The 26,614-nt window shown below is 39.1% G+C and carries 23 protein-coding genes; 16 read left to right on the top strand and 7 right to left on the bottom strand.

What is annotated here, in order from left to right:
- Positions 1-330: 330 nt before the first annotated feature.
- The 8 genes from IGJ19_RS13265 (at position 331) to IGJ19_RS13230 (ending at position 8,525) form a co-directional block, all read left to right on the top strand.
- Positions 331-1,278, top strand: coding sequence for an ABC transporter permease (locus IGJ19_RS13265; RefSeq protein ID WP_272018022.1), 948 nt, complete (start codon positions 331-333; stop codon positions 1,276-1,278).
- 11 nt (positions 1,279-1,289) lie between these two features.
- On the top strand, positions 1,290-2,210 hold the full coding sequence (locus IGJ19_RS13260) for a carbohydrate ABC transporter permease (protein WP_019723328.1): 921 nt from the start codon (positions 1,290-1,292) through the stop codon (positions 2,208-2,210).
- Between the two features lie 25 nt (positions 2,211-2,235).
- Positions 2,236-3,696, top strand: coding sequence for an ABC transporter substrate-binding protein (locus IGJ19_RS13255; RefSeq protein ID WP_019723327.1), 1,461 nt, complete (start codon positions 2,236-2,238; stop codon positions 3,694-3,696).
- 235 nt (positions 3,697-3,931) lie between these two features.
- The gene (locus IGJ19_RS13250) at positions 3,932-4,546 is read left to right on the top strand and encodes a YesL family protein (RefSeq protein ID WP_108146102.1); all 615 of its coding nucleotides are present in this window, start codon (positions 3,932-3,934) and stop codon (positions 4,544-4,546) included.
- A complete protein-coding gene (locus tag IGJ19_RS13245) occupies positions 4,539-6,284 on the top strand; it encodes a sensor histidine kinase (protein WP_108146101.1) in 1,746 nt (581 codons plus the stop codon). The genes IGJ19_RS13250 and IGJ19_RS13245 overlap by 8 nt, the downstream gene beginning before the upstream one ends.
- Positions 6,274-7,728, top strand: a complete 1,455-nt coding sequence (locus tag IGJ19_RS13240; RefSeq protein WP_108146100.1) for a response regulator transcription factor — start codon at positions 6,274-6,276, stop codon at positions 7,726-7,728. The genes IGJ19_RS13245 and IGJ19_RS13240 overlap by 11 nt, the downstream gene beginning before the upstream one ends.
- A gap of 210 nt (positions 7,729-7,938) precedes the next feature.
- Complete coding sequence (locus IGJ19_RS13235) at positions 7,939-8,040, top strand: putative holin-like toxin (protein ID WP_219907008.1); 102 nt, start codon at positions 7,939-7,941, stop codon at positions 8,038-8,040.
- Between the two features lie 380 nt (positions 8,041-8,420).
- Positions 8,421-8,525, top strand: a complete 105-nt coding sequence (locus tag IGJ19_RS13230; RefSeq protein ID WP_430604573.1) for a putative holin-like toxin — start codon at positions 8,421-8,423, stop codon at positions 8,523-8,525.
- Between the two features lie 281 nt (positions 8,526-8,806).
- On the opposite strand, the gene IGJ19_RS13225 is transcribed toward IGJ19_RS13230, so the two are convergent.
- Positions 8,807-10,978: a GH92 family glycosyl hydrolase gene (locus IGJ19_RS13225; RefSeq protein WP_430604202.1), complete on the bottom strand. Its 2,172-nt coding sequence runs from the start codon at positions 10,976-10,978 to the stop codon at positions 8,807-8,809.
- Positions 10,959-12,026, bottom strand: coding sequence for a GntR family transcriptional regulator (locus IGJ19_RS13220; RefSeq protein ID WP_074801368.1), 1,068 nt, complete (start codon positions 12,024-12,026; stop codon positions 10,959-10,961). The genes IGJ19_RS13225 and IGJ19_RS13220 overlap by 20 nt, the downstream gene beginning before the upstream one ends.
- 150 nt (positions 12,027-12,176) lie before the next feature.
- Here IGJ19_RS13220 and IGJ19_RS13215 point away from each other — a divergent pair, with 150 nt between their 5' ends.
- The 5 genes from IGJ19_RS13215 to IGJ19_RS13195 all read left to right on the top strand — a co-directional run bounded on the left by IGJ19_RS13215 (position 12,177) and on the right by IGJ19_RS13195 (position 17,715).
- Positions 12,177-13,466 (top strand): glycoside hydrolase family 125 protein, encoded by a 1,290-nt coding sequence (locus IGJ19_RS13215; RefSeq protein WP_115358327.1) that lies wholly within the window; start codon positions 12,177-12,179, stop codon positions 13,464-13,466.
- 14 nt (positions 13,467-13,480) lie between these two features.
- Entirely contained in the window at positions 13,481-16,162 is a 2,682-nt protein-coding gene (locus IGJ19_RS13210; RefSeq protein ID WP_430604201.1) for an alpha-mannosidase, read from the top strand.
- Between the two features lie 3 nt (positions 16,163-16,165).
- Complete coding sequence (locus tag IGJ19_RS13205; RefSeq protein ID WP_074801357.1) at positions 16,166-17,038, top strand: ROK family protein; 873 nt, start codon at positions 16,166-16,168, stop codon at positions 17,036-17,038.
- Between the two features lie 184 nt (positions 17,039-17,222).
- Positions 17,223-17,456 carry a type II toxin-antitoxin system RelB family antitoxin gene (relB, locus tag IGJ19_RS13200; protein ID WP_019723047.1) on the top strand — a complete coding sequence of 78 codons (234 nt, stop codon included), beginning with the start codon at positions 17,223-17,225 and terminating at the stop codon, positions 17,454-17,456.
- Complete coding sequence (locus IGJ19_RS13195; protein WP_019723048.1) at positions 17,446-17,715, top strand: type II toxin-antitoxin system RelE family toxin; 270 nt, start codon at positions 17,446-17,448, stop codon at positions 17,713-17,715. Before relB ends, IGJ19_RS13195 begins: the two co-directional genes overlap by 11 nt.
- 42 nt (positions 17,716-17,757) lie before the next feature.
- Here IGJ19_RS13195 and IGJ19_RS13190 read toward each other — a convergent pair whose 3' ends face one another.
- Both IGJ19_RS13190 and IGJ19_RS13185 read right to left on the bottom strand, forming a co-directional pair.
- On the bottom strand, positions 17,758-18,219 hold the full coding sequence (locus IGJ19_RS13190; RefSeq protein WP_074801351.1) for a GyrI-like domain-containing protein: 462 nt from the start codon (positions 18,217-18,219) through the stop codon (positions 17,758-17,760).
- A 161-nt stretch (positions 18,220-18,380) separates the two neighbouring features.
- Entirely contained in the window at positions 18,381-19,235 is an 855-nt protein-coding gene (locus IGJ19_RS13185) for an RluA family pseudouridine synthase (protein WP_071867549.1), read from the bottom strand.
- Positions 19,236-19,444: 209 nt separating this feature from the next.
- Here IGJ19_RS13185 and IGJ19_RS13180 point away from each other — a divergent pair, with 209 nt between their 5' ends.
- The 3 genes from IGJ19_RS13180 (at position 19,445) to IGJ19_RS13170 (ending at position 22,732) form a co-directional block, all read left to right on the top strand.
- Positions 19,445-21,619, top strand: coding sequence for a PBP1A family penicillin-binding protein (locus IGJ19_RS13180; protein WP_074801345.1), 2,175 nt, complete (start codon positions 19,445-19,447; stop codon positions 21,617-21,619).
- 67 nt (positions 21,620-21,686) lie between these two features.
- Positions 21,687-22,028 (top strand): YlbF family regulator, encoded by a 342-nt coding sequence (locus IGJ19_RS13175; protein ID WP_010734167.1) that lies wholly within the window; start codon positions 21,687-21,689, stop codon positions 22,026-22,028.
- Positions 22,029-22,201: 173 nt separating this feature from the next.
- A complete protein-coding gene (locus IGJ19_RS13170) occupies positions 22,202-22,732 on the top strand; it encodes a hypothetical protein (RefSeq protein WP_071867566.1) in 531 nt (176 codons plus the stop codon).
- Between the two features lie 234 nt (positions 22,733-22,966).
- Here the strand turns inward: IGJ19_RS13170 and IGJ19_RS13165 are convergent, their stop codons facing one another.
- The 3 genes from IGJ19_RS13165 to IGJ19_RS13155 are packed head-to-tail and all read right to left on the bottom strand — an operon-like array spanning position 22,967 to position 26,610.
- Positions 22,967-23,653, bottom strand: coding sequence for a rhamnogalacturonan acetylesterase (locus IGJ19_RS13165; protein WP_176285351.1), 687 nt, complete (start codon positions 23,651-23,653; stop codon positions 22,967-22,969).
- Between the two features lie 2 nt (positions 23,654-23,655).
- Positions 23,656-25,059 (bottom strand): glucuronate isomerase, encoded by a 1,404-nt coding sequence (gene uxaC / locus IGJ19_RS13160; protein ID WP_430604200.1) that lies wholly within the window; start codon positions 25,057-25,059, stop codon positions 23,656-23,658.
- A gap of 45 nt (positions 25,060-25,104) precedes the next feature.
- Positions 25,105-26,610, bottom strand: coding sequence for a UxaA family hydrolase (locus tag IGJ19_RS13155; protein ID WP_430604199.1), 1,506 nt, complete (start codon positions 26,608-26,610; stop codon positions 25,105-25,107).
- Between the last annotated feature and the right edge of the window lie 4 nt (positions 26,611-26,614).

The raw sequence follows: 26,614 nt of genomic DNA, 5'->3' as shown, positions 1-26,614 counted from the left end.
TATTATGTAAGCATCCAACAGCAAAGTACATAAAAGTTTTTCTAACTGCATTTAAACTAAAAATAGATAGAGCAATAGAAACAAAACCTACTTATAGGATTCAGGAACGCATTCCTAAATCCTGTAAGTTTTTTTGTTTATTTATTGAAATCATGATAGATGGCAACCTAAAACAGCTATTTTTCGTTTTTCTGTCTCACGCCTCAGATCAAAATGATTCTTTTACAATCTTCTCTATAATTTGTTTCATTTTCCCTATGATTTGTTCATTTATTATATCTTTTGAAAGCGCTATAATGACAGTGCGAATGAGGTGAAAGGAGTTTTTATATGAGAAAAAGGAAGGGGTTAAAAGGTTTTTTTGGGAATTTATGGCGTTATAAGGCGCTTGTTTTGATGGCGATCCCTGGGATGATCTGGATGATTTTTTTCTTTTACATCCCGGTATTAGCAAATGTCGTTGCGTTTAAAAATTTCCATATTTCTGCGGATGGCTTTCTTGCCAGTTTAAGAGAGAGCCCATGGGTTGGATTGGAGAATTTCAAATTTTTATTTTCTTCTGATCAAGCCTTTCTGATTACCAAAAATACGATTTTATATAATGTGACATTTATTTTACTGAATCTTTTGATATCTGTCGTGTTTGCAATCATTATGAGTGAATTGCGAAATAAACGATTGGTAAAAGTATACCAGACCATGTCATTGCTGCCCTATTTCCTTTCTTGGGTCATCATTAGTTACTTTGTCTATGCGTTTTTAAGTCCAGATAAAGGGATCTTTAATCAATGGCTGGCAGCAAGTGGGAGAGAAACAATCAATTGGTATAATGATCCTAAATATTGGCCGTTTATTTTAGTCTTTATTGGAACATGGAAAGGGATCGGCTATAACAGTATCATCTATTTTGCTTCAGTTATGGGAATCGATCCGACGTATTACGAGGCAGCGATGGTGGATGGCGCAAGCAAGTGGCAACAAATCAAACATGTGACGATTCCACAATTGATCCCTCTGATGACGATCTTGACGATATTAGCAGTTGGAAATATTTTCCGAGCGGACTTTGGTTTGTTCTACAATATCCCAAGAAATTCCGGAGCGCTTTATGAAGTGACACAAGTTTTAGATACTTATATCTATAATGGGCTGACATCCACTGGCGACTTTGGTATGACGGCCGCAGCTGGGCTGTATCAATCGGTCGTCGGCTTTGTTTTATTAATAATCACCAATACGATTGCTCGTCGTTTTGACAGCGAATCGGCATTGTTCTAAGGAGGAGAAAAATGAATAAAAAGAAAGTTCAACGAGTAGAGATTCGCTCGTTTAGTCAAACCACCAACTTTTTCTCCAATATTTTGATTGCACTTTTTGCTTTTTCTTGTGTATTACCATTTATTTTTGTAATTGCGATCTCTTTTACAGATGAATCCATTTTGTCCACGCAAGGGTATAGTTTCTGGCCTAAAACACTTAGTACATTTGGATATACTTTTTTGTTTGACCAGATGCAAAACAAAATTTTTCAGGCTCTTTTCGTCACTGTTCTTGTGACAGTAGTAGGAACGTTGATCAATAGTACAGCAACTTCTTTATATGCTTATGCTATTTCTCGATCCAACTTTCCATTTCGTCGTTTCTTTACAGTCTTTTGTTTGATTACGATGTTGTTCTCACCAGGGATGGTTGCGAACTACTTAGTGATGACGAATTTATTACAACTGAAAGATACGATTTGGGCATTGATTTTACCGATGGCGGTCAGTCCGTTCAATATTATCGTGATGCGAACATTCTTTAAACGTTCGGTGTCTGATTCGATCATTGAATCTGCTAGGATAGATGGGGCGAGTGAACTTCGGATTTTTGTACAAATCGTCTTACCTTTAGCGATTCCAGGAATTGCGACAATTAGTTTATTTGCAGCTTTAGGTTATTGGAATGACTGGTTCAATGCGTTACTGTATATTCAAAACGATAATCTCGTTCCATTGCAATATTTATTGATGAAGATTCAAAGCAATATCCAATATCTTACTCAAAATGCTGGAGCAGGTAGTCAGTTAGCCGGCGGTCTTGCTTCTGTTCCTGGAGAGTCCGCTCGTATGGCAATCGTTGTTATCTCAACATTACCGATTGCGATCAGCTATCCATTTTTCCAAAAACATTTTGTTAAAGGGTTAACGATTGGCGGCGTCAAAGAATAAAGCACTAAAATAGGAGGAAAAAGATATGAAGTTATGGAAAAAATTAGCTTTTACAGGATTCTCAGCACTAACAGCAATCAGTTTAGCAGCTTGTGGGGGCGGTTCAGGTGACAAAGACGATGCAGCGGCCAGTGATACGACGACATTACAAATGTACCAGATCGGTGACAAACCAGATAACCTTGACCAGCTGCTGGAAGTCGCGAATAAACGTATTGAAGAAAAAATTGGTGTAAAAGTCAATATCAATTACATTGGTTGGGGTGACTATGAGAAGAAGATGAACGTTATCATCTCATCTGGTGAAAATTACGATATTGCTTTTGCCAACAACTACGTATCAAATGCACAAAAAGGCGCATTTGCAGATTTGACTGAATTAGCTCCTGAGTATGGAAAAGAAGCGTATGATTCTTTGGATGAAGCATATATCAAAGGTAATCTGGTCAATGGGAAATTATATGCGTTCCCAGTAAACGGCAATGTCTTTGCACAACAAGTGTTGACCTTCAATAAGCCACTATTAGATAAATACAATTTATCGATTGATGGTATTGAAACGTATGCAGATGCAGAAAAAGTTTTACAAGAATTCCATAAAAAAGAACCGAATACAGCGGCTTTTGCCATTGGCCAAGGATTTAAAGTACAAGGGGATTTTGATTATCCATTAGGAAATACTTTGCCATTTGCGGTTGATTTGAATGGCGACAAAACAAAAATCATTAATCAATATGACAATGAAAATTACATCGAACTGTTACGGACGATGCATAGTTGGTATGATCAAGGATTGATCCCTAGTGATGCAGCGACTAGTAACAAAGATTATCCGTTAGAAGGTAATACATGGTTGATGCGTGGAGAAACACAAGGACCATACGATTACGGCGATACGATTTTAACAAATGCTGCAAATCAAGAATTAGTATCGAAACCAATTACTGTTCCTTTGAAATCAACAGGACAAGCGCAAATGGCAAATTTTGTTGTCTCTAATACATCAAAAAACAAAGAGAAATCAGTAGAGTTCTTAGCGTTATTGAATAGCGATCCTGAATTGCTTAACGGCTTGGTTTGGGGAATCGAAGGAGAGGCATGGGAAAAAGTTGGCGATGACAAAGTAAAATTATTAGACGGCTATCAGCCAAAAACACACATGTCTGCTTGGAATACTGGAAACAATAAGATTCTTTATACACAAGATACGATTACCGATGAAATGATCGCTAAAAGAGATCAATCGATTGCAGAAGCTGAAACTTCTCCAATCTTAGGCTTCAGCTTTAATACAGACAGCGTAAAAACTGAATTGAGTAATATCTCAAATGTCATGAATCAATACCTTGATGGATTGAACACTGGAACTGTCGATCCAGATGAAACCTTACCAAAACTAATGGATGCCTTAGATAAAGCTGGATACGACAAAGTACTGACAGAAATGCAAAAACAATATGATACATTCCGACAAGAAAACAACTAATCAAAGCTAAGGTTGTGACGGAAGTGTCTAGCTCCGATAAATAAGGCGGAATCCACGGAAATTGCTCTTGAATTTTTGTGGATTTCGTCTTATTTCCGAAGGAGTTACTTCTAGCTGATGACCGAAGATGTGCTTCTTGAACACCATTTATTTGGTTTTAGATATTCCAATATGCTCAAGGTTACAGTATGTTTTTGTATAATAGGATAAGATGAAGAATAAAGGGGGAAGTTCTGTGTTAGGTAGAGCATTGGAAACAGTATTCATACGCGTATGGGTCATCATGAAATTGACATTGTATTTTTGGGGCTTAGCTGTGTGTGGCGGCGTCGTTTTAGGAATCGGGCCAGCTTGGAAAGTTGTCAATGAACAGTTTTATCTCCATGGTTTCGAATATAAAGACATCACGATCAGAGAAAGTTGGCAGATGTTCAAACAGTCCTTCGTGCGAGGAAATCAATTGTTTGGTCTTTTTTCGGCTTGTCTTTTTTTGCTTAGTTATAACTTGTATTTATCTGTACAGATTCAAGGGATTCTTTTCTTAGTGATTGATTTTATTATACTGTTCAGCATGTTGTACGCTTATGCGACGTATCAATATAGTATGATTTTAGATAGTGGCTATCAAATGACTTTAAGAAATCTGCTGAAGTTGAGTTTGATTTCCAGTTTCGCAAGTTTTTCAACTTTCTTAAAAATCATCCTTGGCAGTGGTCTGATTCTTTGGGTGACGTGGAATTATAAAGGGTTGATTTTATTTGGTTTGATTGGGTTACTTACAGTTTGGAACGGAACGATCACCAAACAATGGCGGGAAAATCTGGACTTGCAGTTGGAAACATATGAATAGGTTAGATTTTATCTTTTCAAAAGGAACGTTGTTAAACCGTTTATTGCGTAAATATGCGATCATGATGATTGCTTTGACGATGATTGCAACGATCATCATCAGTGTGCATACATTCATCCAAAGACAAATCCAGGCACAACAAGTAGTGAATGAAGCAGTTCAAAGTACGTTGCGAACGCTTAGTGATAAAACAACGTTAAGTAAAGTGATCAAAGATCAATTTGTAGGGGATTCAGATAAAATCGAGAATACCACCACTTATTTAACTAAACCGATCGATCAATATTTGATGTATGCGTACGACCGACAACGACAATCTGCTGATTTTCTTTCATTCCCTAACGTAGTTCGTGATATGTATGTCAATTATGAAGAGGTAAGTAGTGTCTACCTTGTGTTCAACCAATTACCAGAATATTTTGAGTCCACTAGAGAGAACAAAGGCGGGGTAGTCAAGCAGGGAACGCCACAATTAAAACAGGCTTTTTATATCAAAATGACGATTACACAAGGTGGCGCAGAAATTGGCAGTATGTTTGTAGGATTTGATAAAGATGAACTTGATGCAGCGCTGACGAATTTAAATACGTTCAATGGATTATCTCTTTACATGATTTCCGGAACGAGTAATCGGTTGTATACATTTCATGATCGAGCACTGGGCAAAGAACGAATCTTTAAGCAGGAAAAGTTGATCAATCAGACCCTACAAGCGGATTCTACATTACCAGTGGAGAAATTAGAAAAATCGAATTTTATCCAATCGCAAGAGGTGTCCGACGATTATCGTATTTTAGCCACATTAGATAAGCGTACGGTTCGCCAAGTAACAGAAAAAAGCTTAGCACCGTTAATTATTGGCGTCATTTTATTGGATGGTTTATTGCTTTTATTTTTATACAAGACGTTCAAACGTTATTCTCAACAAATCGATCGTGTCATGGAAGCCATGGATGAAGTGGCTAGAGGGAATTTGGATACTCGTGTGGATACTAGTATCACTGAATACGAGCTAAAAGACCTATCAGTCGGAATCAATGAGATGCTAGGCAGTATCAATCAATATGTGGAAGATATCTACAAATTAGAGATCAAGCAACAAGATGCGCACATGCGCGCATTACAAGCGCAAATCAATCCGCATTTTCTATACAACACATTAGAATATATTCGAATGTATGCCATCAGTGAAGGCAGTGAAGAACTAGCAGATGTTGTCTATGCTTTCTCTGCATTATTACGTAATAACACCAATCAAGAAAAGACGATTCATTTAAAAGAAGAATTGGATTTTTGTGAGAAGTATGTGTACCTCTATCAAATGCGTTATCCTAGTCGCATCGCCTATCATTTCACGATCGAATCAGCATTGGAAGAGGTTGAAGTACCGAAATTTATCATCCAACCATTAGTAGAAAATTATTTTAAACATGGTATTGATTTTACTCGTTTTGATAACGCATTGAGTGTAAAAGTATTTGAGGAAAATGGACTGATTCATCTTTTGATCCGTGATAATGGCAAAGGGATCACAGAAGAGCGATTAGCTGAAATCAACGCACAGTTGGCGCAAAGCAAAGTAGAACTCAGTGGATCGATCGGCTTACAAAATGTCAATGAACGGTTACGTGCTAGTTTTGGACCGAGTTATCAGATGACATTAGCTAGAAATGCAACTGGTGGATTAACGATCCATATCACTTTTAAAATAAAAAGGGGAGCTGCTGATGTCTTATAACGTACTATTAGTTGATGATGAATATATGATCTTAGCTGGCTTACAAAAAATCATCGATTGGCAAAATTTAGGATTTAACGTTGTTGCTACCGCAGAAAATGCTATGCAAGGACTGTCGATTTTAGAAACACAGCCAATTGATCTAGTCGTCACAGATGTAACGATGCCTGAGATGAATGGATTAGAATTTATCGAAGCTGCTCAAAAAGAACATCTTTTTGAATTTATGATCTTATCAGGGTACCAAGAATTTGATTATCTAAAAAGCGGGATGCAGTTAGGCGCAGTCAACTATTTGATGAAACCAGTCAATAAAGCAGAACTGATTACTAGTCTTGAAACCGTCAAGAAACGCTTAGATCATCAAAGACAACAAAAAAACCAACAAGAAGTGTACCAAGAAATTCTCTTTAGCCAATGGTTGAATGATGAATTGGATGAACCTAGTGAAGAAGAACTATTAGAAAAACTAGGCGAACGTCAGCGCCGTGTATTGCTTGCACAAGTACCTAGACAGGCTGAAACGACAATTCGTCAATGGTTGACAACAAGAAAAGAACCCTTTTATTACCAACGAAATTACGGGGAACTTGTTTTATTTGTTCTGTTACTTCAGGAGGAGGCAGTAGAACGGTTTAGCTATTTTGTCGAACAGTCGCTGATGTGCGAAAATTGGTTGATCAGTATTGGGGATGAATCTTGTGACCCGGAAACGATACCCCAAAGCTTCCAGCATGCAAAAGATAACTTACAACTACATCAATTTTATGGCGATCAAAATCAACGTATTTTTTATGCTGAACAAGCAGGAATCAAACAATCGATTGATTTTGTCTCATTCAGTCGTGTATTGAAAAGTGGGCAATTAGCGCTCGCACAACAAATGATCTCGGATTTTTTTGAGCAGTTCCAACAGGCGGTCATGTCGCCTGAAGATATCCGTCATTTCAGTTTTTTATTATTTATGGATATCCATCGTGAGCTGATCCGTTTAGAAGATGATGAATACTTAACAGGTATCCAAAAAATCAATCAAGCAAAATCTGTCCAAGAGTTGCATCAACTCTTATTATCTTTATTGGAAAATCAGCATAATCAAAAATATAGCCAAAATGTCGAAAAAGTTCTTCAAATCTTACATGAGAAATACAAAGAACCTTTAACCTTGAAAGAAGTCGCAGAACATTTGCATCTGAATGTCATGTATCTAGGACAACTGTTTAAAAAAGAAACTAAAAAAAGCTTCTCTGCGTACTTGAATCACTTAAGAATGGAACAAGCAAAATGGTTGCTGATCCATAGTAATCAAAATATCAATGAGATCTCTAATGAAATCGGCTATAATAATACGACCTATTTTTCAAAATTATTCAAAAAAATCGTTGGACAGTCGCCTTCAGAATACCGAGAAAATCAAAGTCAAACAGAAGGAAGTTTCATCTGAATAAAAAACAGAGATCGTGAGATTTAACATCTCATTATCTCTGTTTTTATATGATTGAATAAGTAAAAACAATCATATAAAAAAACAAAAAACATAAAATATGTGATGGGTTCTATGTTAAAATGGACGATGTAGATTGTTTATGATGGTAGCTACTCAGGGGGTGATGCGTATGAGCATTTTCCTACTTCAACGAAGGGAGTAGCCATTTTGTCTGTTGCGGAAGCACTGACATTGATGATCCAGTTCGGATCGTTGATGCTTGCGCTTGTTGGCATTATGCTGACAATCAGCAAAAAAGATAAAAAATAACCCCGTCATAAACCTTAGCGAGATTTAACGGGGAATTTCCAAATAATTTTGCTACCGTCATGCGGCTACATTGAAGTGATGTTGACGCATCACTTCTTTTCTTTAGTATAGCATCTTAACGAGTCATCTGTAAATAATGAGTCATGAATAAAAAATCATTTGAGAAAGAAAATAAAAAAACAGAGGGTATGCGAACGTAGTTCTCTTATATTCTTTTTTTTATATGATTGAATAAGTAAAAACAATCATATAAAAAAACAAAAAACATAAAATATGTGATGGGTTCTATGTTAAAATGGACGATGTAGATTGTTTATGATGGTAGCTACTCAGGGGGTGATGCGTATGAGCATTTTCCTACTTCAACGAAGGGAGTAGCCATTTTGTCTGTTGCGGAAGCACTGGCATTGATGATCCAGTTCGGATCGTTGATGTTTGCGCTTGTTGGCATTATGCTGACAATAAGCAAAAGCGATAAAAAATAAACCCGTCATAAACTTTTAGCAGAAGTTGACGGGTTTATTTTAGCTCAAAACATGCTACCACAAAACGGCTACATTGAAGCGATGTTCACGCATCGCTTCTTTTCATTAGTATAGCATCTCAACGAGTCATCTGTAAACAACGAGTCATGAGTGAAATCAATCATTCAATAAAGTCCTAATGAAGTCGCACATTCTCTAAAATTAGTGCTGAAGAGGGTGGCAAATGGAATTAACTACAGAGTAAGCACTGGGGTAGAAGCTTCCTTAACCACGCTTCTTTTCTAGCTGAACCACTGATATGATTCTTGGCGACTTAAAGAATAAGGCAAGCTATCCTCTGAATAAGTTTTAGTATGAGGAACAATGCCTAAATGGTAGTTGATCGTGCCACCGTTTAGTAAATCTTTATGAGTAAAATATAGCTTTTCATAAGTGTAGCCATCTCGACTTACATGGTGAATAAACTGTTGTTGGGGCTGATTAGGCGTAGCATGGATAGTCAATTGATTGCCGTTTGAAAGTGTTAAGATCACTTGATCAAACAGTGGGATACCAATGACATACTCACCGGTTCCAGGTGTAACTGGGTAAAAACCTAAACTGTTAAAGATATACCAAGCGGCCATACTGCCATTATCCTCGTCGCCAGGATAGCCAGTAGGTGATGCATCGAAAAGTTGCGTAAGCAACTGTTTGATCAAAGGTTGTGCCATTTCGGGTTTCCCAAGGTAATGGAAAAGATAAGGGTAGTGAAAACTTGGTTGATTAGAGATGGCTAATTGTCCAAATTCAGTTGCTGCCATCTCACTCATTTCATGGATTTCAAACCCATAACCACCGACTTCAAACTTAGGCGGTTGATTACATAATTCAACTAATTTGTTCTCAAAAGCTTGTTTTCCACCATGCGCTTCGATCAGTCCTGCAAAGTCATGGAAAACAGCAAAACTACTTTGCCATGCACTTCCTTCTGCGTAATCTGTGCCCCAAGAGATAGAGGAGAAATCAGGACGGAATTGTCCTGAGCAGTCTTTTGAACGCATAAAACCAGTTGTTGTATCAAAAACATTGCGATAGTTCATGGATTGTTGCTGATAGTGATGAGTTGTTTCAACATCAGCTAGTGTTTGAGCAACTTGACTGATACAAAAATCACTGTAGGCATAATCAAGTGTGTGATTGATCGATTCATGGTAATGGTTTGGCACGTAGCCATACTTCAAATAATCGATTGTCCCTTGGCGACCATAATTTTGTTGATCACTTTGAACTGTCGCCCCTTTTTTCATGGCTTCTAAAAATTCCGGCATATTCTGACTGCCGATACCTTTGATGGCAGCATCAGCGATCACTGCATCGATCAATGTTCCAGGCATGAGACCTCGTTCATCTGGAGAAAGCCATTTAGGTAAGAAGCCAGTTTCTCGATAACTGTTTAAAAAACCTTCCAACATCTCTTCATATTTTTCGACCGCAATCAATGAAAAGAGTGGGTAAACCGTTTTGTACGTATCCCAAAAACCATTATTTGTATAAAGAATCCCATTTTTTACTGTACAACTAGTGGTATCATAATGGATTTTTTTTCCTTCTGGATCAATTTCGTAAAAGGTTTGTGGGAATAGGAATGTCCGATATAAATTGTGATAGAACGTTTGCGTTTGTTTTTGATCATGATGGTTGATTTTGATTCGATCAAAGTAGTTTTGCCATTGCTCCCGACTGTCTAAAAGATAGTCTTTTTCTTGTTTTTCTTGCTCTTGTTCCAAATTGTGGTGAGCTTGCTCATTACTGATGAATGACGTCCCTAGCCGAATCGTCTGTTGCTTGATATGACCAAAATTAAGAGCTACAGTGTCTGCTTTTTCGCTAGAATGCTCGAGTTCACTACTTGTCAGAGGCTGATCGAGACTCAAAACAAAATAAAAAGTGAAATTCGGATCTTCTGCACCCGCAAAATGAGTGACTTGGCCTTCTAGCGTGTAGGCATCTTTTGCAGTAAGACGGAAACGGCCAGGAAAAGTTAGTAATAATCCGCTATCATTTTGTTGGTAAGTGATGGAAAGGATGCCGCCATACATACTAGGGATTAATGTCGATTGAATACCGTAACGCAATTGGTCAATGGAAAGGTGGGTGGGACAAAAAGTACATTCTTCTGGGCGATACGAACTTTGGGCATGGAACACCGTGGGTTCTTGTAATACTCCACTGAACGGAGTCATCAAAAAGTGGCTGAAATCCCCCATCCAAGGACTAGGTTGATGAGTCAAACGATAGCCTTGGAAAATCCGGTCATCGGGGTGAAACCACCAACTACCTCTTTGTTCATTTGTCTGTGGGGCAAAATAGTTCATACCAAAAGGAACGCCTGTATAAGGCAGGCAATTCCCATTAGAAAAGTTGGCTTGATTCGCAGTGCCATGACGTGTATCAATTTGTTGAATGTCCATGTGTATACTCCTTTGTCGATTGTCGTTGGATCAAAGTAACAGGATGTTTGATGTCAGCCGGTTTTTCTTTTGTTTGTAACCACTGGATCATCGCTTTGCCCGCAAGTTCGCCTAATTGGAGAAAATCTTGGGCAATCGTTGTTAAAGGCGGATCAACCAAAGCAGCAGCTTGGATATCATCGAACCCAATGACGGAAAAATCATTGGGAATGGTGTAACCCAATTGTTTTAACGTAGTCATTGCTTGAATTGCCACTAAGTCATTCTCACAAACAAACGCTGTAACGCCATGTGTATGAATATAGTTAGCTAATTCATTAGTGGTCGCCATTGGATCATTTAATGCAGTATGGAACGATAACTCTGCTTTATTCAGTGCTTCAAGATAACCGAGATAGCGTTGTCTCACGGATTGTGGATGGGATAAATCGCCAAAAAGATAAGCAATTTTTTTGTGTCCTTGTTCAATCAGCTGATTAGTTCCTAAAGAACCACCTTGAAAGTTATCCGATAAGACAGTTGGAAAAGGTAACTCATATATTTTTTTATCTAGCATGAGCACTGGAAAGTCTTTTAAGGAAAGCTCAAAAAGCAAGTCAAGATGTTGATCTGTTTCAAAAGCATAATAAATCAAGCCATCAAATTCTTGCATCAGATCATTGGCTGTCTTTGTTTCTAAAAAATCTAAAGTCGTCATCATGACCTCGAATTGATGTTCTTGCATGATTGGATTCAAGCCCTGAGTAAAGTCACCCACGGATAAATCAGACAAGTAAGGCAAAAGAAATAAGATTCTTTTTTGAGTAGAGAGACTACGTGAAGGAACACCTTTTTTGGGAGCTTTAACAAAACTTCCTTTTCCGCGTACACGATAAATCAATCCTAGTTGTTCTAATTCTGTCAATGCCCGTTTGGATGTGATCCGACTAACATTGTATTGTTGGGATAGTTCTTTTTCAGTGGGAACTTGACTGTCGACAGGTAAAGTTCCATCATGTATTGCTTTTTCTAGCGCTAAAAATATTGTTTTATATAATGGTTGCTCCATAATTACACCTCTTAATGATATATCATAACTAAATCATAGCATAATAATTGAAAAAGTAAATAGAAAAAAGTTTATTGAAAGCGTAGACATTTATAGTATAAGCAGGTATAATCCATAATGACATATCAAATAAAAGGGAGTTTATATAATATGGCTTATAAAGATATACCTAATTCAGTGAAGCGATTTATGGATGACATGATACAAAAATGTGGAGAAGAGCATGCAGATTGGGCTAAGAATTTTTCTTCTGCCTTTGCGAATACGTTATTGACCACAGTCAAAAGGCAAGAGGATGGGACAACTTTTCTACTCACAGGAGATATCCCTGCAATGTGGTTACGTGATTCCACCGCGCAGGTTCGTCCTTATTTAGTGATTGCGAAAGAGGATGAAGATTTAGCTGACATGATCAGTGGGTTAGTCAAAAAGCAATTTTACTATATCACGATCGATCCATATGCAAATGCGTTCAATGAACAAGCAAATGGCGCAGGGCATCAAACCGATCACACTCAAATGAACGATTGGATCTGGGAAAGAAAATATGAAATCGATTCTTTATGCTACCCTGTTCAACTAGCTTATTTACTTTACAAGAATACCGGACGTACAGATCAATTTGACCACTCATTTATTGAGGGAATAAAAAAAATCTTAGAAGTTTTCCAAGTAGAACAAGACCATCGACAATCGCCTTACAACTTTACAAGAGACACCACAAGAAAAGAAGATACGTTAGTCAACGAGGGACGTGGATCGGCGATTGCGCCCACGGGTATGACTTGGTCAGGATTTCGTCCGAGCGATGATGCCTGTCAATATGGCTACCTTGTCCCATCCAATATGTTTGCTGTAGTTATTCTAGGATATGTGGAAGAGATTTTTACCTCAATTCTTGAAGACCAAGAAATCGTTGCAAAAGCAAACGACTTAAAAACAGCCATCCAAGAGGGGATTGCCACCTATGGAAAAATCGAAAATCAACAAGGTGAAACGATTTATGCATATGAAGTAGACGGCTTAGGGAATGCCTCATTAATGGACGATAGCAATGTGCCTAATTTGATTTCAGCACCTTATTTGGGTTATTGCTCCAGTACAGATGAACACTATATAAATACGCGAAACACTTTGTTAAGTGAAGAGAATCCTTACTATTATGAAGGGAAGTATGCAAAAGGAATTGGTTCTTCGCATACGCCCGAGAATTATATTTGGCCAATCGCCCTAGCGATGGAAGGAATGACGACAGAAGACAAACAAGAAAAAGAACGAATCCTTGACTTACTAGTAGCGACCGATGCAGGGACACACTTGATGCACGAAGGTTTTGATGTGGACAACCCGCAAAACTATACAAGAGAGTGGTTTTCTTGGGCAAACATGATGTTTTGTGAGTTAGTCATGGATTACTTTGATATCCGAGTGGAAAAATAAGGAGGAGAATAGATATGAAGAAAAAAGTGTATATCATTTCTCATAGCCATTGGGATCGTGAGTGGTACATGGCATATGAGCAACATCACATGCGATTAGTGGAGTTAATGGATGATTTGTTGGAGCTGTTTGAAACCGATCCAGACTTCAACAGCTTTCATTTAGATGGACAAACCATTATTTTAGATGACTATCTACAAGTACGTCCTGAAAAAAGAGAAGCAATCCAACAAGCCATCGATGCAGGGAAATTACGGATTGGACCATTTTATATTTTACAGGATGATTTTTTAATTAGCTCAGAGTCAAATGTTCGGAATATGTTGATCGGTATGGAAGAAAGTCGCAAATGGGGAACGCCGGTCATGCTAGGTTATTTCCCTGATACCTTTGGCAATATGGGACAAACGCCACAAATGATGAAGCAAGTAGGACTAGAAGCTGCTGCGTTTGGTCGTGGGGTGAAACCGATTGGCTTTGATAATCAAGTACTAGAAGCTGAGAACTATTCGTCACAATATTCTGAGATGTGGTGGAAAGGTCCTGATCAAACGGAGATTTTTGGGTTATTGTTTGCCAACTGGTACAGTAATGGGAATGAGATTCCAGCTGAGAAAGAGGCTGCGATTCGTTTTTGGGATCAGAAGTTAGCAGATGCCGAGCAATATGCGTCAACGGACCATTTACTGATGATGAATGGGGTGGATCACCAGCCTGTACAAAAAGATATAACAAAAGCAATTCGATTAGCCAATGAATTGTATCCTGAATATGAATTTATTCATTCCAACTTTACGGATTATCTAGCAACTGTACAACAGGATCTTCCTCAGGATCTTGGCGCAGTTGAAGGAGAATTGACGAGTCAAGAAACCGATGGCTGGTATACGTTAGCCAATACAGCTTCTGCGAGAGTTTATCTCAAACAGTGGAACACAAAAGTACAGCGTCAACTTGAAAATGTCACAGAACCTTTAGCAACGATGGCGTATGAAGTAACAGGAAAGTATCCCCACGATCAATTAGATTATGCTTGGAAAACACTGATGCAAAACCATCCTCACGATAGCATTTGCGGATGTTCAGTTGACTCCGTACATCGAGAAATGATCCCGCGTTTTGAAAAAGCCAATGAAGTGGGGAGATTTTTAGCACAAGAAGCGTTGGATCAACTGGCAACAGCTATTGATACCAGTGGATTTTCGAAGGAAAGTTATCCTTTTGTCGTTTTTAATACCGCTGGAATGACCAAAACAGGGTCAGCCGTAATCACTTTAGAGTTGGAACGAAAACGATTTGCAGAAGGGATTCCAGAGGAGCTATATCAAGAATTGGCGGAGCAACCTAAGAAATACTACCATGTGGAAACGTCTGACAAAAAACAGATCCCAGCTTTGGTTTCTGAAGAAGTTGTATCATTTGGCTATGATTTACCGAAAGATCGCTTTAGAGTGCCATATATGGCAAGATATGTCACGATTGAGCTACCAATTGATGAAATGCCCGCATTTTCTTGGGAAACATTCGCTTTAGTTGAAGGAGTTGCGGATGAAAAACAAGAGTCGATGATTACTCAAGCAGGAAGCTGTATTGAAAATCAATTCGTGCATGTATCCATTGAGCAAAATGGGACATTGACCTTATTGGATAAAACGACCGGGCAAGAATTTGAAGAGTTATTGACATTTGAAGACGTCGGTGACATCGGTAACGAATATATCTTCAAGCAACCAGAGAATGAAAAAGCGATTCTTTCAAAAGACCAACCGACAAGTACTGTTGAGATCATCAAGGATACATCTGAAATCGCTCAAATCAAGCTAACTCAAACCATTGACATCCCTATTTCTGCAGATGCTCGGTTAGAAAAAGAGCAACAAATGGTACGAGAGTTCCGCTTTAGACAAGCCCAACGCGCAAAAGAAACAAAGCCACTGACAATCACAACACTGATTACGTTGCGTGCAGAGAGCAAAAAGATCGATTTTAAAACAACTATCGACAATCAGATGAAAGATCATCGCTTACGTGTCTTATTCCCGACGAAGTTACATGTGGAACAACACGAAGCAGATAGTATTTTTGAAGTCGTAGCTCGTCCAAATCAAGTCTCTGCAAGTTGGGAGAACCCGACCAATCCCCAGCATCAACATGCCTTTGTCCAATTAGGGGATGAAAGCCAAGGGATAACGATTGGTAATTTTGGTTTGAATGAATATGAAATCTTGGATGGAAAAACTATTGCGGTGACATTACTGCGTTGCGTCGGTGAGATGGGCGACTGGGGTTATTTCCCGACACCGGAGGCACAGTGTTTAGGTGTTCACCAATTCGATTACAGTTTAGAGGTTCACTCCGGAAAAGATAAATTTGACACATACAAACATGCTTATGCAGCTCAAATTCCATTTTCGACAAAGCAATTGTCCAATCAAGTAGGCAAACTATCACCGAAAAAACAATATTTATCAATCGAAGGGGAAACGTTTGCAATTACTGCTTTGAAACGAAGCAAACTTAATGATAAACTAGTAGCGAGAGGATTCAATATGTCTAGTCATTTAGAATCGTTACATTTGATGAAAAATGGCAAAAAAGGCAAACGGTTGAATCTCCTTGAAGAAGAATGTCAAGAGACGATTGACGAAATGCTCCAGCCTTATGAGATTCGGACAGTCGGCTTTGAGGAGGAATAATTGATGTATGGTGGAATAGAAGCAGGTGGAACAAAATTTATTTGTGCAGTATCAAATCAGGGAGAAATCATTGAAAAAATCAGTGTACCGACAACTTTACCAGAGGAAACGTTGGCGTTAGTATTTGATTTCTTTGATCGTTTTGAATTAGAAGCAATTGGAATCGGTTCCTTTGGCCCCATCGGTATTGATCCAACCAATGAGCGTTATGGCTATGTCTTAGCTACGCCTAAACAAGGATGGCGAGATTTTGATTTCTTAGGAAGCATCAAACAACGATACGACGTTCCTTTGGCATGGACAACCGACGTCAATGCTGCGGCATATGGCGAATTGTTGAAAGGGGCGGCGCAAGGTAAAAATAGCTGCATCTATTTGACTGTCGGCACAGGTATTGGTGGCGGAGTCGTGTTGAATAGCGATATCCTTTCTGGTAGTGCGCATCCGGAAATGGGACACATCATGGTCAAACGTCATCCAGAAGACAACTACGAAGGAACTTGCCCTTTCCATAAAGACTGTTTAGAAGGATTAGCTGCTGGACCATCGATCGAAGCACGTACAGGAATCAAAGGACAAAATTTACCTGAGGATCATCCTGTCTGGGATATCCAAGCATATTATCTTGCACAAGCATTAGTCAATTATACATTGACGTTAGCGCCAGAAAAAATCATTTTAGGTGGTGGTGTCATGAATCAAGCACACTTACTACAAAAAGTGAGAGAACAATTTATGACATTGATGGCTGGTTACATGGAAACACCGCCAGTAGATGAGTATATTGTTCAATGGGGCATGCCGAATGAAAGTGGGATCATTGGAAGTCTGCTGTTAGCGGAAAAGGCACATCGAGAAGCAAACGCATTTGCATAAATCTAAGAAGAAAATAGCGACTTTTAATTTTTAGATGGAAACTTGAATAAAAATAGGTATAGAGAACGACTGTCATTATTGGTAGCCGTTCTTTTTTATTCTATATGTTACGTACTAACGTTGTGTTGACAAAAGAATGTATTTTTAGTACGATGTTGTTACAAATTAGAGGGAGGGGTAGATTATGGGACAATCCACAATTACATTTAGAATTCCAGATGATGAAAAAGAACTAGTAGCAGAATATGCTAAAGCACATAACTCATCATTGACGGAACTTTACAGGACGTCAGTACTTGATAAAATCGAAGATGAGATTGATTTAAAATTATTAAAAGATGCAATGGCACTTTCTAAAAAGAAAAAAGAGAAGGGGATTTCTCAGTCTGACATGGAGAAGTTGTTAGATGAAGTATAAAGTTATCTATATGCCTCAAGCGCAGAAACAGTTAAGAAAGATGGATCGAAATCAGGCAAGAATAATTGTTGCTTGGATTAGAAAAAATTTGGAAGGAACCAGCACCCCTCGACAACACGGTAAAGGATTGACGGGAAATCGAGGTGGTGAGTGGCGGTACCGCATTGGGAATTATCGCATACTAGCAAATATAATTGACTCTGAAATTATAATTGAAATATTTGCTATTGGTCATAGAAGTATTATTTACAAGAAATAATCGTTGCAAATGAGACTGGTTTGGAGCAACATGAATCCGAACTTAATTGATTGGAAAAACAACTTGTGTCAATAATTGGTCTTCCGGTGTATCAAGCGGATTACTTAGATAGTAATCATAATAAACGCCTGTATTTTCCAAATGATTTTCTTGGAGATAAACCAGCATTGCCTCGTATGTTGCCTCAAGTGTGGCGTAAGAATCTTGATGTGTGGCGATAACGGCTTTTCCACCATACGTTTGACTCATATACACCTCATCACTTGCAGAAATAGCTGTATTGATAGGAATCCCTAACTCAATGTCAAAGACGGTAAAGTCTTCGTTGCTATTCAGATAAGCACAGTAGGGGGCGCTAATCAGTTGGGCACCTTGTTGGGCAACAGCTTGCATCAATTTTTCATAGCCAGTATCTATTGCAGCGGTCATGTTCTCCATAGTAACAGCAGTCGCTTTGGTTGCTACAGCAATTTGTGACGAAAGGTTAGTTCTTTCAATATTCATATGAATGATTTCCTTGATGTTTTATATACATATAATGTAAGTGAAACATATAGATGCTTACTGTCGATTTATATTTTTTGATAGAAATAGGAAAAAACTGAGAATCGGGACCGTATTAAGTTCCCAAATCTCAGCTTTTTTTTATGACTATTTTCAAGTGTTTACCATAATCCCGGCAATGCTCGTGCAATGATTTTTTCTTGTGTAAATGGATGGGTCATATGGAGTTCCAACGCATGGAGCATCAAACGTTTCGCTGACTTCGTTTGATAGAGCGGGTCACCAACAATGGGGTGGCCTTGATGCGCTAAGTGTACGCGGATTTGATGCGTCCTCCCTGTATCTAGGACACAATAGACCTTTGTTTTATCTGCCGAAACTTCGGCGACTTGGACATGTGTGCTGGCTGGTTGCCCATTTCTTGGATCGACCACTCGTTTGCGACGATCATGACGATCTCTGCCGATTTTGTCTGTGATTGTTACATCTTGAGAAATTTTACCCCAGACAACGGCTTGATAACGGCGGTAGATTTTTTTCTGTTCCAACATTCTACCTAAAATAGGCAAAATAAAAGGATTTTTAGCGAATAGAACAGCCCCGCTTGTTTCTTTGTCTAATCGGTGAACGACATATGGACGTTGGTTTTTTTGAGCTAAGTAAGCAGCCAGATGATTCAATAACGTATTCGTTTCCGTCGGTTCATTCGGATGCGTTTTGATACCGACTGGTTTATTAACAATGATCAAGTGCTCGTCCTCGTACAACACGCTGACTTTTGTTGCTTCCCCCAATTGAACATCTTGGTAACTATAGTCAGTTTCCTCAAAGTGCAAAGTGATCTGGTCCCCAGCTTTTGCTTCGTGATGGAATAAAACAGGTTCGCGATTCACTAAGACGTTTTTACGTATACGCAAAAAGTGACGGACTTTTCTTGGTACAAGCCACTCGTTTTCTAGTAATTCTCGAATCGTCATCGTTGGATGAGATTCAGGTAACGTGATCGTGATGTCCACATGCTCACACCTTTCATTGAAATTCAGATTCATTGTAACATTTTTAACAGATATTTAAGAAAAAAATGGAAAATTTCTGTCATTTCATATGCTAAACTATCCACATTGTGAATAAACAAAGCGTACACCTACATCTCAAGCAGGACGTCACGCATAATTAGTTATGTTAAAATGAGAAGAATGAGATCAATAGACAGGAGAAGAAGTGAATGGATTTTCAGAGCATGTTAGGAAGAATAAAAACTGCGCTCATCAGTTTTTGGCGATGGATTAAGCCTTACCTTGGACAATTCCATCGCTGGCGCAAGCGCATTTGGAAAAAATATCATATCAACAAGTTGATTTTACTGATCGGACTGATCTTCGTATTGATCACGAGTATTTATCTATTTGTATTAGCAAAACAAGCGAATGTTGAAACACTGAAATCTGGTTTGAGTCAATCGACCGTGATCTATGATAAAAATAATGAAGAGGCTGGGACGTTGTATGCGCAAAAAGGGTCTTATGTGGAGTTAGATGCGATTTCTCCATTGATCCAAGATGCCGTTATTTCGACCGAAGACCGGAATTTTTATCAACATCCTGGTTTTGATATCAAAGGGATTGCCAGAGCAGCAGTAAGGATGATTACATCTGGTGGTACAGGCGGGGGTGGCGGAAGTACAATTACCCAACAGTTAGCCAAAAATGCGTATCTTACACTAGATCAAACGTTTGACCGAAAAGCAAAAGAACTTTTTCTAGCGATTGAGATCGAGAAGAAGTACAGCAAAGAAGAAATTTTAACGATGTATCTGAACAATGCCTATTTTGGTAATGGGGTTTGGGGCGTGCAAGATGCCTCTAGACGCTATTTCGGAGTGGATGCTAACAATGTCACTCTGTCTGAAGCTGCTACGTTAGCGGGGATGCTAAAGGGGCCTGGTATCTACAACCCAATCGATCATCCGGGAAATGCCAATAATCGGAAAAACACAGTGCTAAGTGTGATGGCAGAAAATGGTAAAATCAGTGAAGAACAAGCAACTGCTGAGTCTCAAACGGACATCACGCACTATTTGAATGATACGTATACTGGTTCGGAGTCTGGTTATCGTTATCCTTATTATTTTGATGCAGTGATTGATGAAGCTGTTAGTGAATATGGCTTAGATGAAGCAGATGTCATGAATAAAGGCTATAAAATCTATACGTCATTGAATCAGAATTATCAGCAACAACTAGAAGCGACTTATCAAAATGATGCGTTATTCCCTCCAAATGCGACAGATGGCGCCATGGTCCAATCAGGTTCAGTTGCACTAGATCCGAAAACAGGCGGGGTTGCAGCGCTCGTTGGTCGACGTGGGGAACATGTCTTTAGAGGATTCAACTTTGCGACGCAGATGAAACGTTCACCTGGTTCATCGATCAAACCGCTTAGTGTGTTTGCTCCCGCATTAGAAGCTGGCTATACACCGTCAAGTATTCTTGAAGATAAACCACAATCTTATTATGATGCACACAACTTTGATGGGACCTATCAAGGGGAAGTACCGATGTATCAAGCGGTTGCTCAAAGCTTGAATTTACCAGCTGTGTGGTTACTTCATGAGATTGGTCTTCAAAAAGGCTTTGATAAGACAAAAGAATTTGGCTTACCTTTAGCTGATTCAGACAAGTATTATGGGTTAGCGTTAGGTGGTTTGAAAAATGGGGTATCTCCTATGACTATGGCGGGGGCTTATGGTTCATTTGCCAATAATGGGAAGATGTATACACCGCATTTGATCACCAAGATCGTTGACTCTACTGGAGCAGTCATCGTTGATAATACCAACAGTAAACCAAAGCAGGTCATTTCCGAAGAAACGGCGAACCAAATGACCAGCATGTTACTAGGTACGTTCTCAAATGGAACGGGTGTTGCAGCGAATCCATATGGTTATACGGTGGCAGGAAAAACAGGAACGACAGAAACCAATTTTGATGCAACAAAAGCGAATGACCAATGGATTGTTGGATATACCCCAGATGTAGTCATCTCTACTTGGTTGGGATTTGAAGAAACGAGTGAACTTCACTACTTAGAAGGTACAAGTGGCAATGTGGTGGGGAAAGTCTTCAAATCGGCAGCAGAAGGCATCTTGCCTTACACTGAGCAAACAAGATTCAATGTTGCGGATGCCTATGCTACCGGTGGTCAAGTCGTCCCAGCAGATCAAGTACCAGATAATTCACAAACCAATGAAGAGAATCAGGGGAACTGGCAAGACAATTTAGATCGTTATGGTGAACAAGCGAAAGACGGTCTAAGGAATTTTGGTGATATGCTGAGAGAAGGCGTACAAGGTATCGGTGATGCAACACGAGATCTATGGCGTCGATTCCAGGGAGAGTAGGCACTTTGAAAACGAATCACCTCATGTTACAATAGAGTTTATTAAATAGAAGAAAAGAGGCCGTCGTATGTCAAATATTTATGATAGTGCAAATCAAATCGAACGTGAGATTCGTGAACTAAAAGAATTCAAAGAGCTAGAAGAAGCTTATGCAAAAGTAAAAGCGAATGAAGAAGCACATCAACTATTCAAAGATTTCCAAGCAATGCAAATCGAATTACAAGAAAAACAAATGAGCGGACAAGAATTCAGCGATGAAGATGCTGCCAGAGCCCAAGAAATGGCAATGAAAATCCAAACAGAAGAAGTTATCAATGACTTGATGCAAAAAGAACAAGGATTCAGCACGATCATCAATGATTTGAACCGTATCATCATGACACCAGTACGCGACTTGTACAGCGAATAGTCATCAGCAAAATAACTCTTTGGCATGAAATCTCTAAAGGATTTCATGCCAGTTTTTTTTATAAAAAACAATTTTTTCTTTCAGGAGAAAAAGTGATGGACAGGCAATGATCATCCTTTGTTATCATTAAGTTGCAGAAAGATACCAATAAACAAATGAGAGGATGTGAACCTATGCGAAAAAAAATGACAATTGAAATTAACGCACCTATTAAAGAATTGAATGTTACAAAACCTTTTGACTTAGCCCTTTTCAATCAATTTATTCTACATAAACGAACAAAAGAGTTACTACAGACACTAAAAAAAATGAAACATCAACTTGTCGAAGATTCATGGGCCTATGATAAACATTTTCGTTGGGTATCCACAAAAACGCATTTCGAGCATTATCAAAACAGTTTGATTTGGGCAGAAAAACTGGATCGAGTCATTTACCAGCGGTTAACAGAAAAACAAAAGAACCACACGCCTTTTTCTCTTCTTTCGCTCATGATAACTCATCGTTATATCCACGAATATGCACGTTATACGGTGAAAGACCAACGAATGATCTTTCAAGAAATCCGCCAAAGTCCACAAATAGAAAATAAAGATCTTTTTATGTTTGAAAAATTAAAAGAGGGTGTCAGCTTGGCAATTACGTCTAGAAGGCCTTCGCTAGCGGAAAAACCAAAGAATAACAATCAAACACAAAGTCTTTGATTGTGTCGGTGAGTCATAATTTAATAGACTGAATGAGGTCGGGACAGAAGTGTTTAGCCTCAAGAAATAAGGAGCCATCCACGAAAATTGTTTTTAAAATTTTTGTGGGTGGCTCCTTATTTTTCGAAGAGGTTACTTCTGTTCCCGCCGTTTATTCGGTTTTAGGGGGGCGAGAGTCCTAATGTCTCAGACACGCTTTGTCTGGGGAAAATTGTAAATTCTTTGAATCGAGTTTTAGATAGAAGAGGTTTCAAGGTAATTTACTAATGAAAAATCTGTTTCTTTTAGTAGTTCAACGACGAGTTGAGCGACTAAAGCAGCGCCTTCTGGACTAAAATGGGTGTTGTCACAAAGGCCTGAGGGATAATTTTCATAAGTATCAACTGGTAAATGCAAGTAGAATTTTTTTGTTTCTTCTTGCGTATACTGTTGAAGAGTAGTTTGTGATCGAGTAAAAACATCCAAAATAGGGTAGTTATTTTTTTCTGCGAATTGCCTCATTGCGTTTGGATATTCTCCTAAGCAGTTCGGATCTAATTCCCCATTTTTTAAGTAAAGGCGTCGTGTGACAGGGGTCAAGAAAATTGGCTGTACATTTAAGGATAAGGCTGTTTGCGCATAGATATCAAGTGCCTCCAGATACCCACCAAATGGTTCTGTTCCTTTTGCTTCAGTGATTTTTTGGTCGTTGTGGCCAAACTGGATCAGTAAAAAGTCTCCCGCTTGAAATTCTTCTTTCAAGCAAGTGAATCGTCCTTCTTCAATGAATGATTTTGAACTACGGCCATTTTTTGCTCGGTTGTTTATCCGAATCTTAGGTTGGAAGTATTTACCGAGGACTTCTCCCCAGCCGGTCTCTGGTCGAGCAGTCAGGTTTTTGATTGAAGCAGTGGAATCGCCTGCGATATGGATCGTTTGCATAGTCACTTTTCTTCCTCAAAGAAACCGAAATAGTTTCGCGCATTTGTATAACAGATATCTTCCACTAAGGTTCCTAAAAGATGGATGTCTTCGGGCGCTTCGCCTCGTTCCACGATTTCACCGATCAGCTCACAGAGAACACGTCGGAAATACTCGTGTCGTGTATAAGAGAGAAAACTGCGAGAATCCGTCAACATACCGACGAAATTTCCTAAAACACCGCTATCAGCAAGTTGTGTCATCTGTTCACGCATGCCTGCTCGGGTATCGTTATACCACCAACCAGAACCGAGTTGGAGTTTTCCAGCCGTTTCCTTTTGAAAGCTACCCATCAGAGCAAGCAGTAAGGGATAATCATTTGGATTGAGCGAATAAAGGATGGTCTTCGGTAATTGATCGTTTTTCTCGGCATGATCCAGCAACTGTTGCAGGTGGCTGGTTAGTGGTTGATCGTTGATCCCGTCGTAACCAGTATCTGGCCCTAAGCGTGTGAATGCTTGGGTATTGCAGTTACGATAAGCATGGAGATGCAACTGCATCGTCCAACCATGCGCATGATACAGAGGGATCAGCCGGTTGAGTGTTTCTGTTCGATAAGCATCAATTTCTGTCTGTGTCAGTGTTTCTTTTGCCAATGCTTTCTGGAAAATCTGTTCAAGTTCTTTTTCAGAAGCTTTGTGATAGGACAAGCGATCTAATCCATGATCCGATAGGCGACAGCCATGCAGGTGGAAATAGTCGATCCTTTGACTCAATGCGGTGATCAAAGAAGTGTAATCAGCGATTGGTTTGCCAATTACGTGAGACAATTTTGACAACCATTCAGAAAATCCCTCGTGGGTGAGATTTAATGCAGCATCTGGTCGAAACGCTGGTAATACTGTGAGATCAGGTTCTTCTTTTGCCAATAATTCGTGATAGACTAACTCGTCAATGGGATCATCTGTTGTGCAAATGACAGTCACCTTCGCATTTTTCGCAATCTCTCGTCGACGAAACGCTGGTTCAGCTAACCGTTTATTTGCTTGTTCCCAGATATTAAGAGCATTTTCTTCATTGATCAGTAAATCGATTTGGAAGAAACGTTTCAATTCAAGATGTGTCCAAGTATACAAAGGATTGCCTATGATTTTCGGCACCGTTTGACACCAAGCGTAAAATTTTTCGTAATCTGAGGCGTGACCAGTGATTTTTTCTTCTGGAACACCACAGGCTCGCATCAAACGCCATTTGTAATGATCGCCACTCAACCAGGCTTCTGTCAAATTAATGAAAGGTTTGTTCTCATAAATTTCTTTTGGTGATAGATGACAGTGATAGTCGATGATCGGCATTTTTTCAGCAGATGAATGGTACAGTTTTTTTGACCATTGATTGGTTAATAAAAAATCATCAGATAAAAACATTTACTTCACTTCTTTCAATTTCAAATTGGGTAGTGATAAGAAAAATCAAAGTGTGACACCATTTTTAAAAATAGCTAGTTCTCTTACATCGTTGGCTTCGTTTTTTGTCTCTTCTCCGCTCGCAACACGGATGATTTTATCGATAAATAAAGGTAAGACCTCTGCCATGGATTGAGTCAACAATTTACCAGCATCAAAGTCCATCCAATGTTGTTTTCGTTCGAATAAAGGTGTATTGGTTGATACTTTTAGCGTGGGAACGTAAGAACCAAAAGGTGTTCCTCTGCCTGTGGTGAACAAGACGAGTTGACAATCAGCAGAAGCTAACGCAGATGCGGCAACAAGGTCATTACCAGGTGCCTCCAGTAAACTCAGCCCAGTTTTACGTACTTTTTCACCATAAGCTAACACATCGACTACCGTTGAATTTCCTGCTTTTTGGGTGCAACCAAGTGACTTGTCTTCTAAGGTAGAGATACCACCTGCTTTGTTTCCGGGAGAAGGATTTTCATAGACTGGTTCATTATAAGAGAGAAAATATTGTTTGAAATCATTGATCAATTGAACGATCGATTCAAAGACTGCTTGATTTTCTGCTCGTGCCATCAGAACTTGTTCGGCACCAAACATTTCGGGCACTTCCGTCAAGATCGTGCTACCACCTTGTGAAATCAAATAGTCAGAAAAGGCACCTAGCAATGGATTTGCAGTAATCCCTGACAACCCATCTGAACCACCGCATTTTAGCCCAATCGTTAGTTTATCCAGAGGAACAGGAACACGGAAATCTCTTCGTGCGATTTCTGCTAATTCTTCAAGCAAAGAGACGCCATGTCCTATTTCATCAGTGACATCTTGGGCAGTTAAAAATTTTACTCGTTGTTTGTTATATTTATTTAAACTAGTCTTTAATTCTTGTATCGTATTATTCTCACAACCTAATCCAAATACAAGCACACCGCCAGCATTCGGATGATGGATCGCATCAGCTAGAATCTTTTTCGTATTCTCATGATCCTTGCCTAATTGAGAACAACCATAAGGATGTTTTAAAATCGTGAGATGATCGAAAGGATTGTCATCTGCATGTCGTTTTTTATATTCTTGGATGATCAATTCAGCGATTCCATTGACACAGCCAACGGTTGGAACGATAAAGAGATCATTGCGAATCCCAGCTTGTCCGTCTTCACGAAGATAGCCTTGAAAGGTGCGATTTTCTTGTGGATAGACGATGGGGCGTGATTTTGGTTGGTATTGGTAGCTTTCCTCACCAGAAAGATTTGTTTTGATATTATGCGTATGTATCCATTGTCCTGCTTTGACATCCGTCAAGAGATGACCAATCGGATAGCCATACTTGATCACATCAGCCCCTGCGCTCAAATCAGACAAAGCAATTTTATGACCTAAGGGGATTTCTTCAAAGGTAGTTAATGTAAAATCATCGAAGCGAAGTGTTGTATTCGTTGGAATCGTGGTAGTAGCTACGACAACGCTGTCCTGTGGGTGTAATTGGATGATTCGAGTGGAGAAATCTGGATCAGTCATGTTT

Origin of the sequence: Enterococcus sp. DIV1368b (genome assembly GCF_050529595.1) — a bacterium.
Classification (GTDB): Bacteria; Bacillota; Bacilli; order Lactobacillales; family Enterococcaceae; genus Enterococcus_B; species Enterococcus_B mundtii.
Note: the sequence above shows the minus strand (reverse complement) of the source record. Positions and strands in the feature narration are given on the sequence as shown.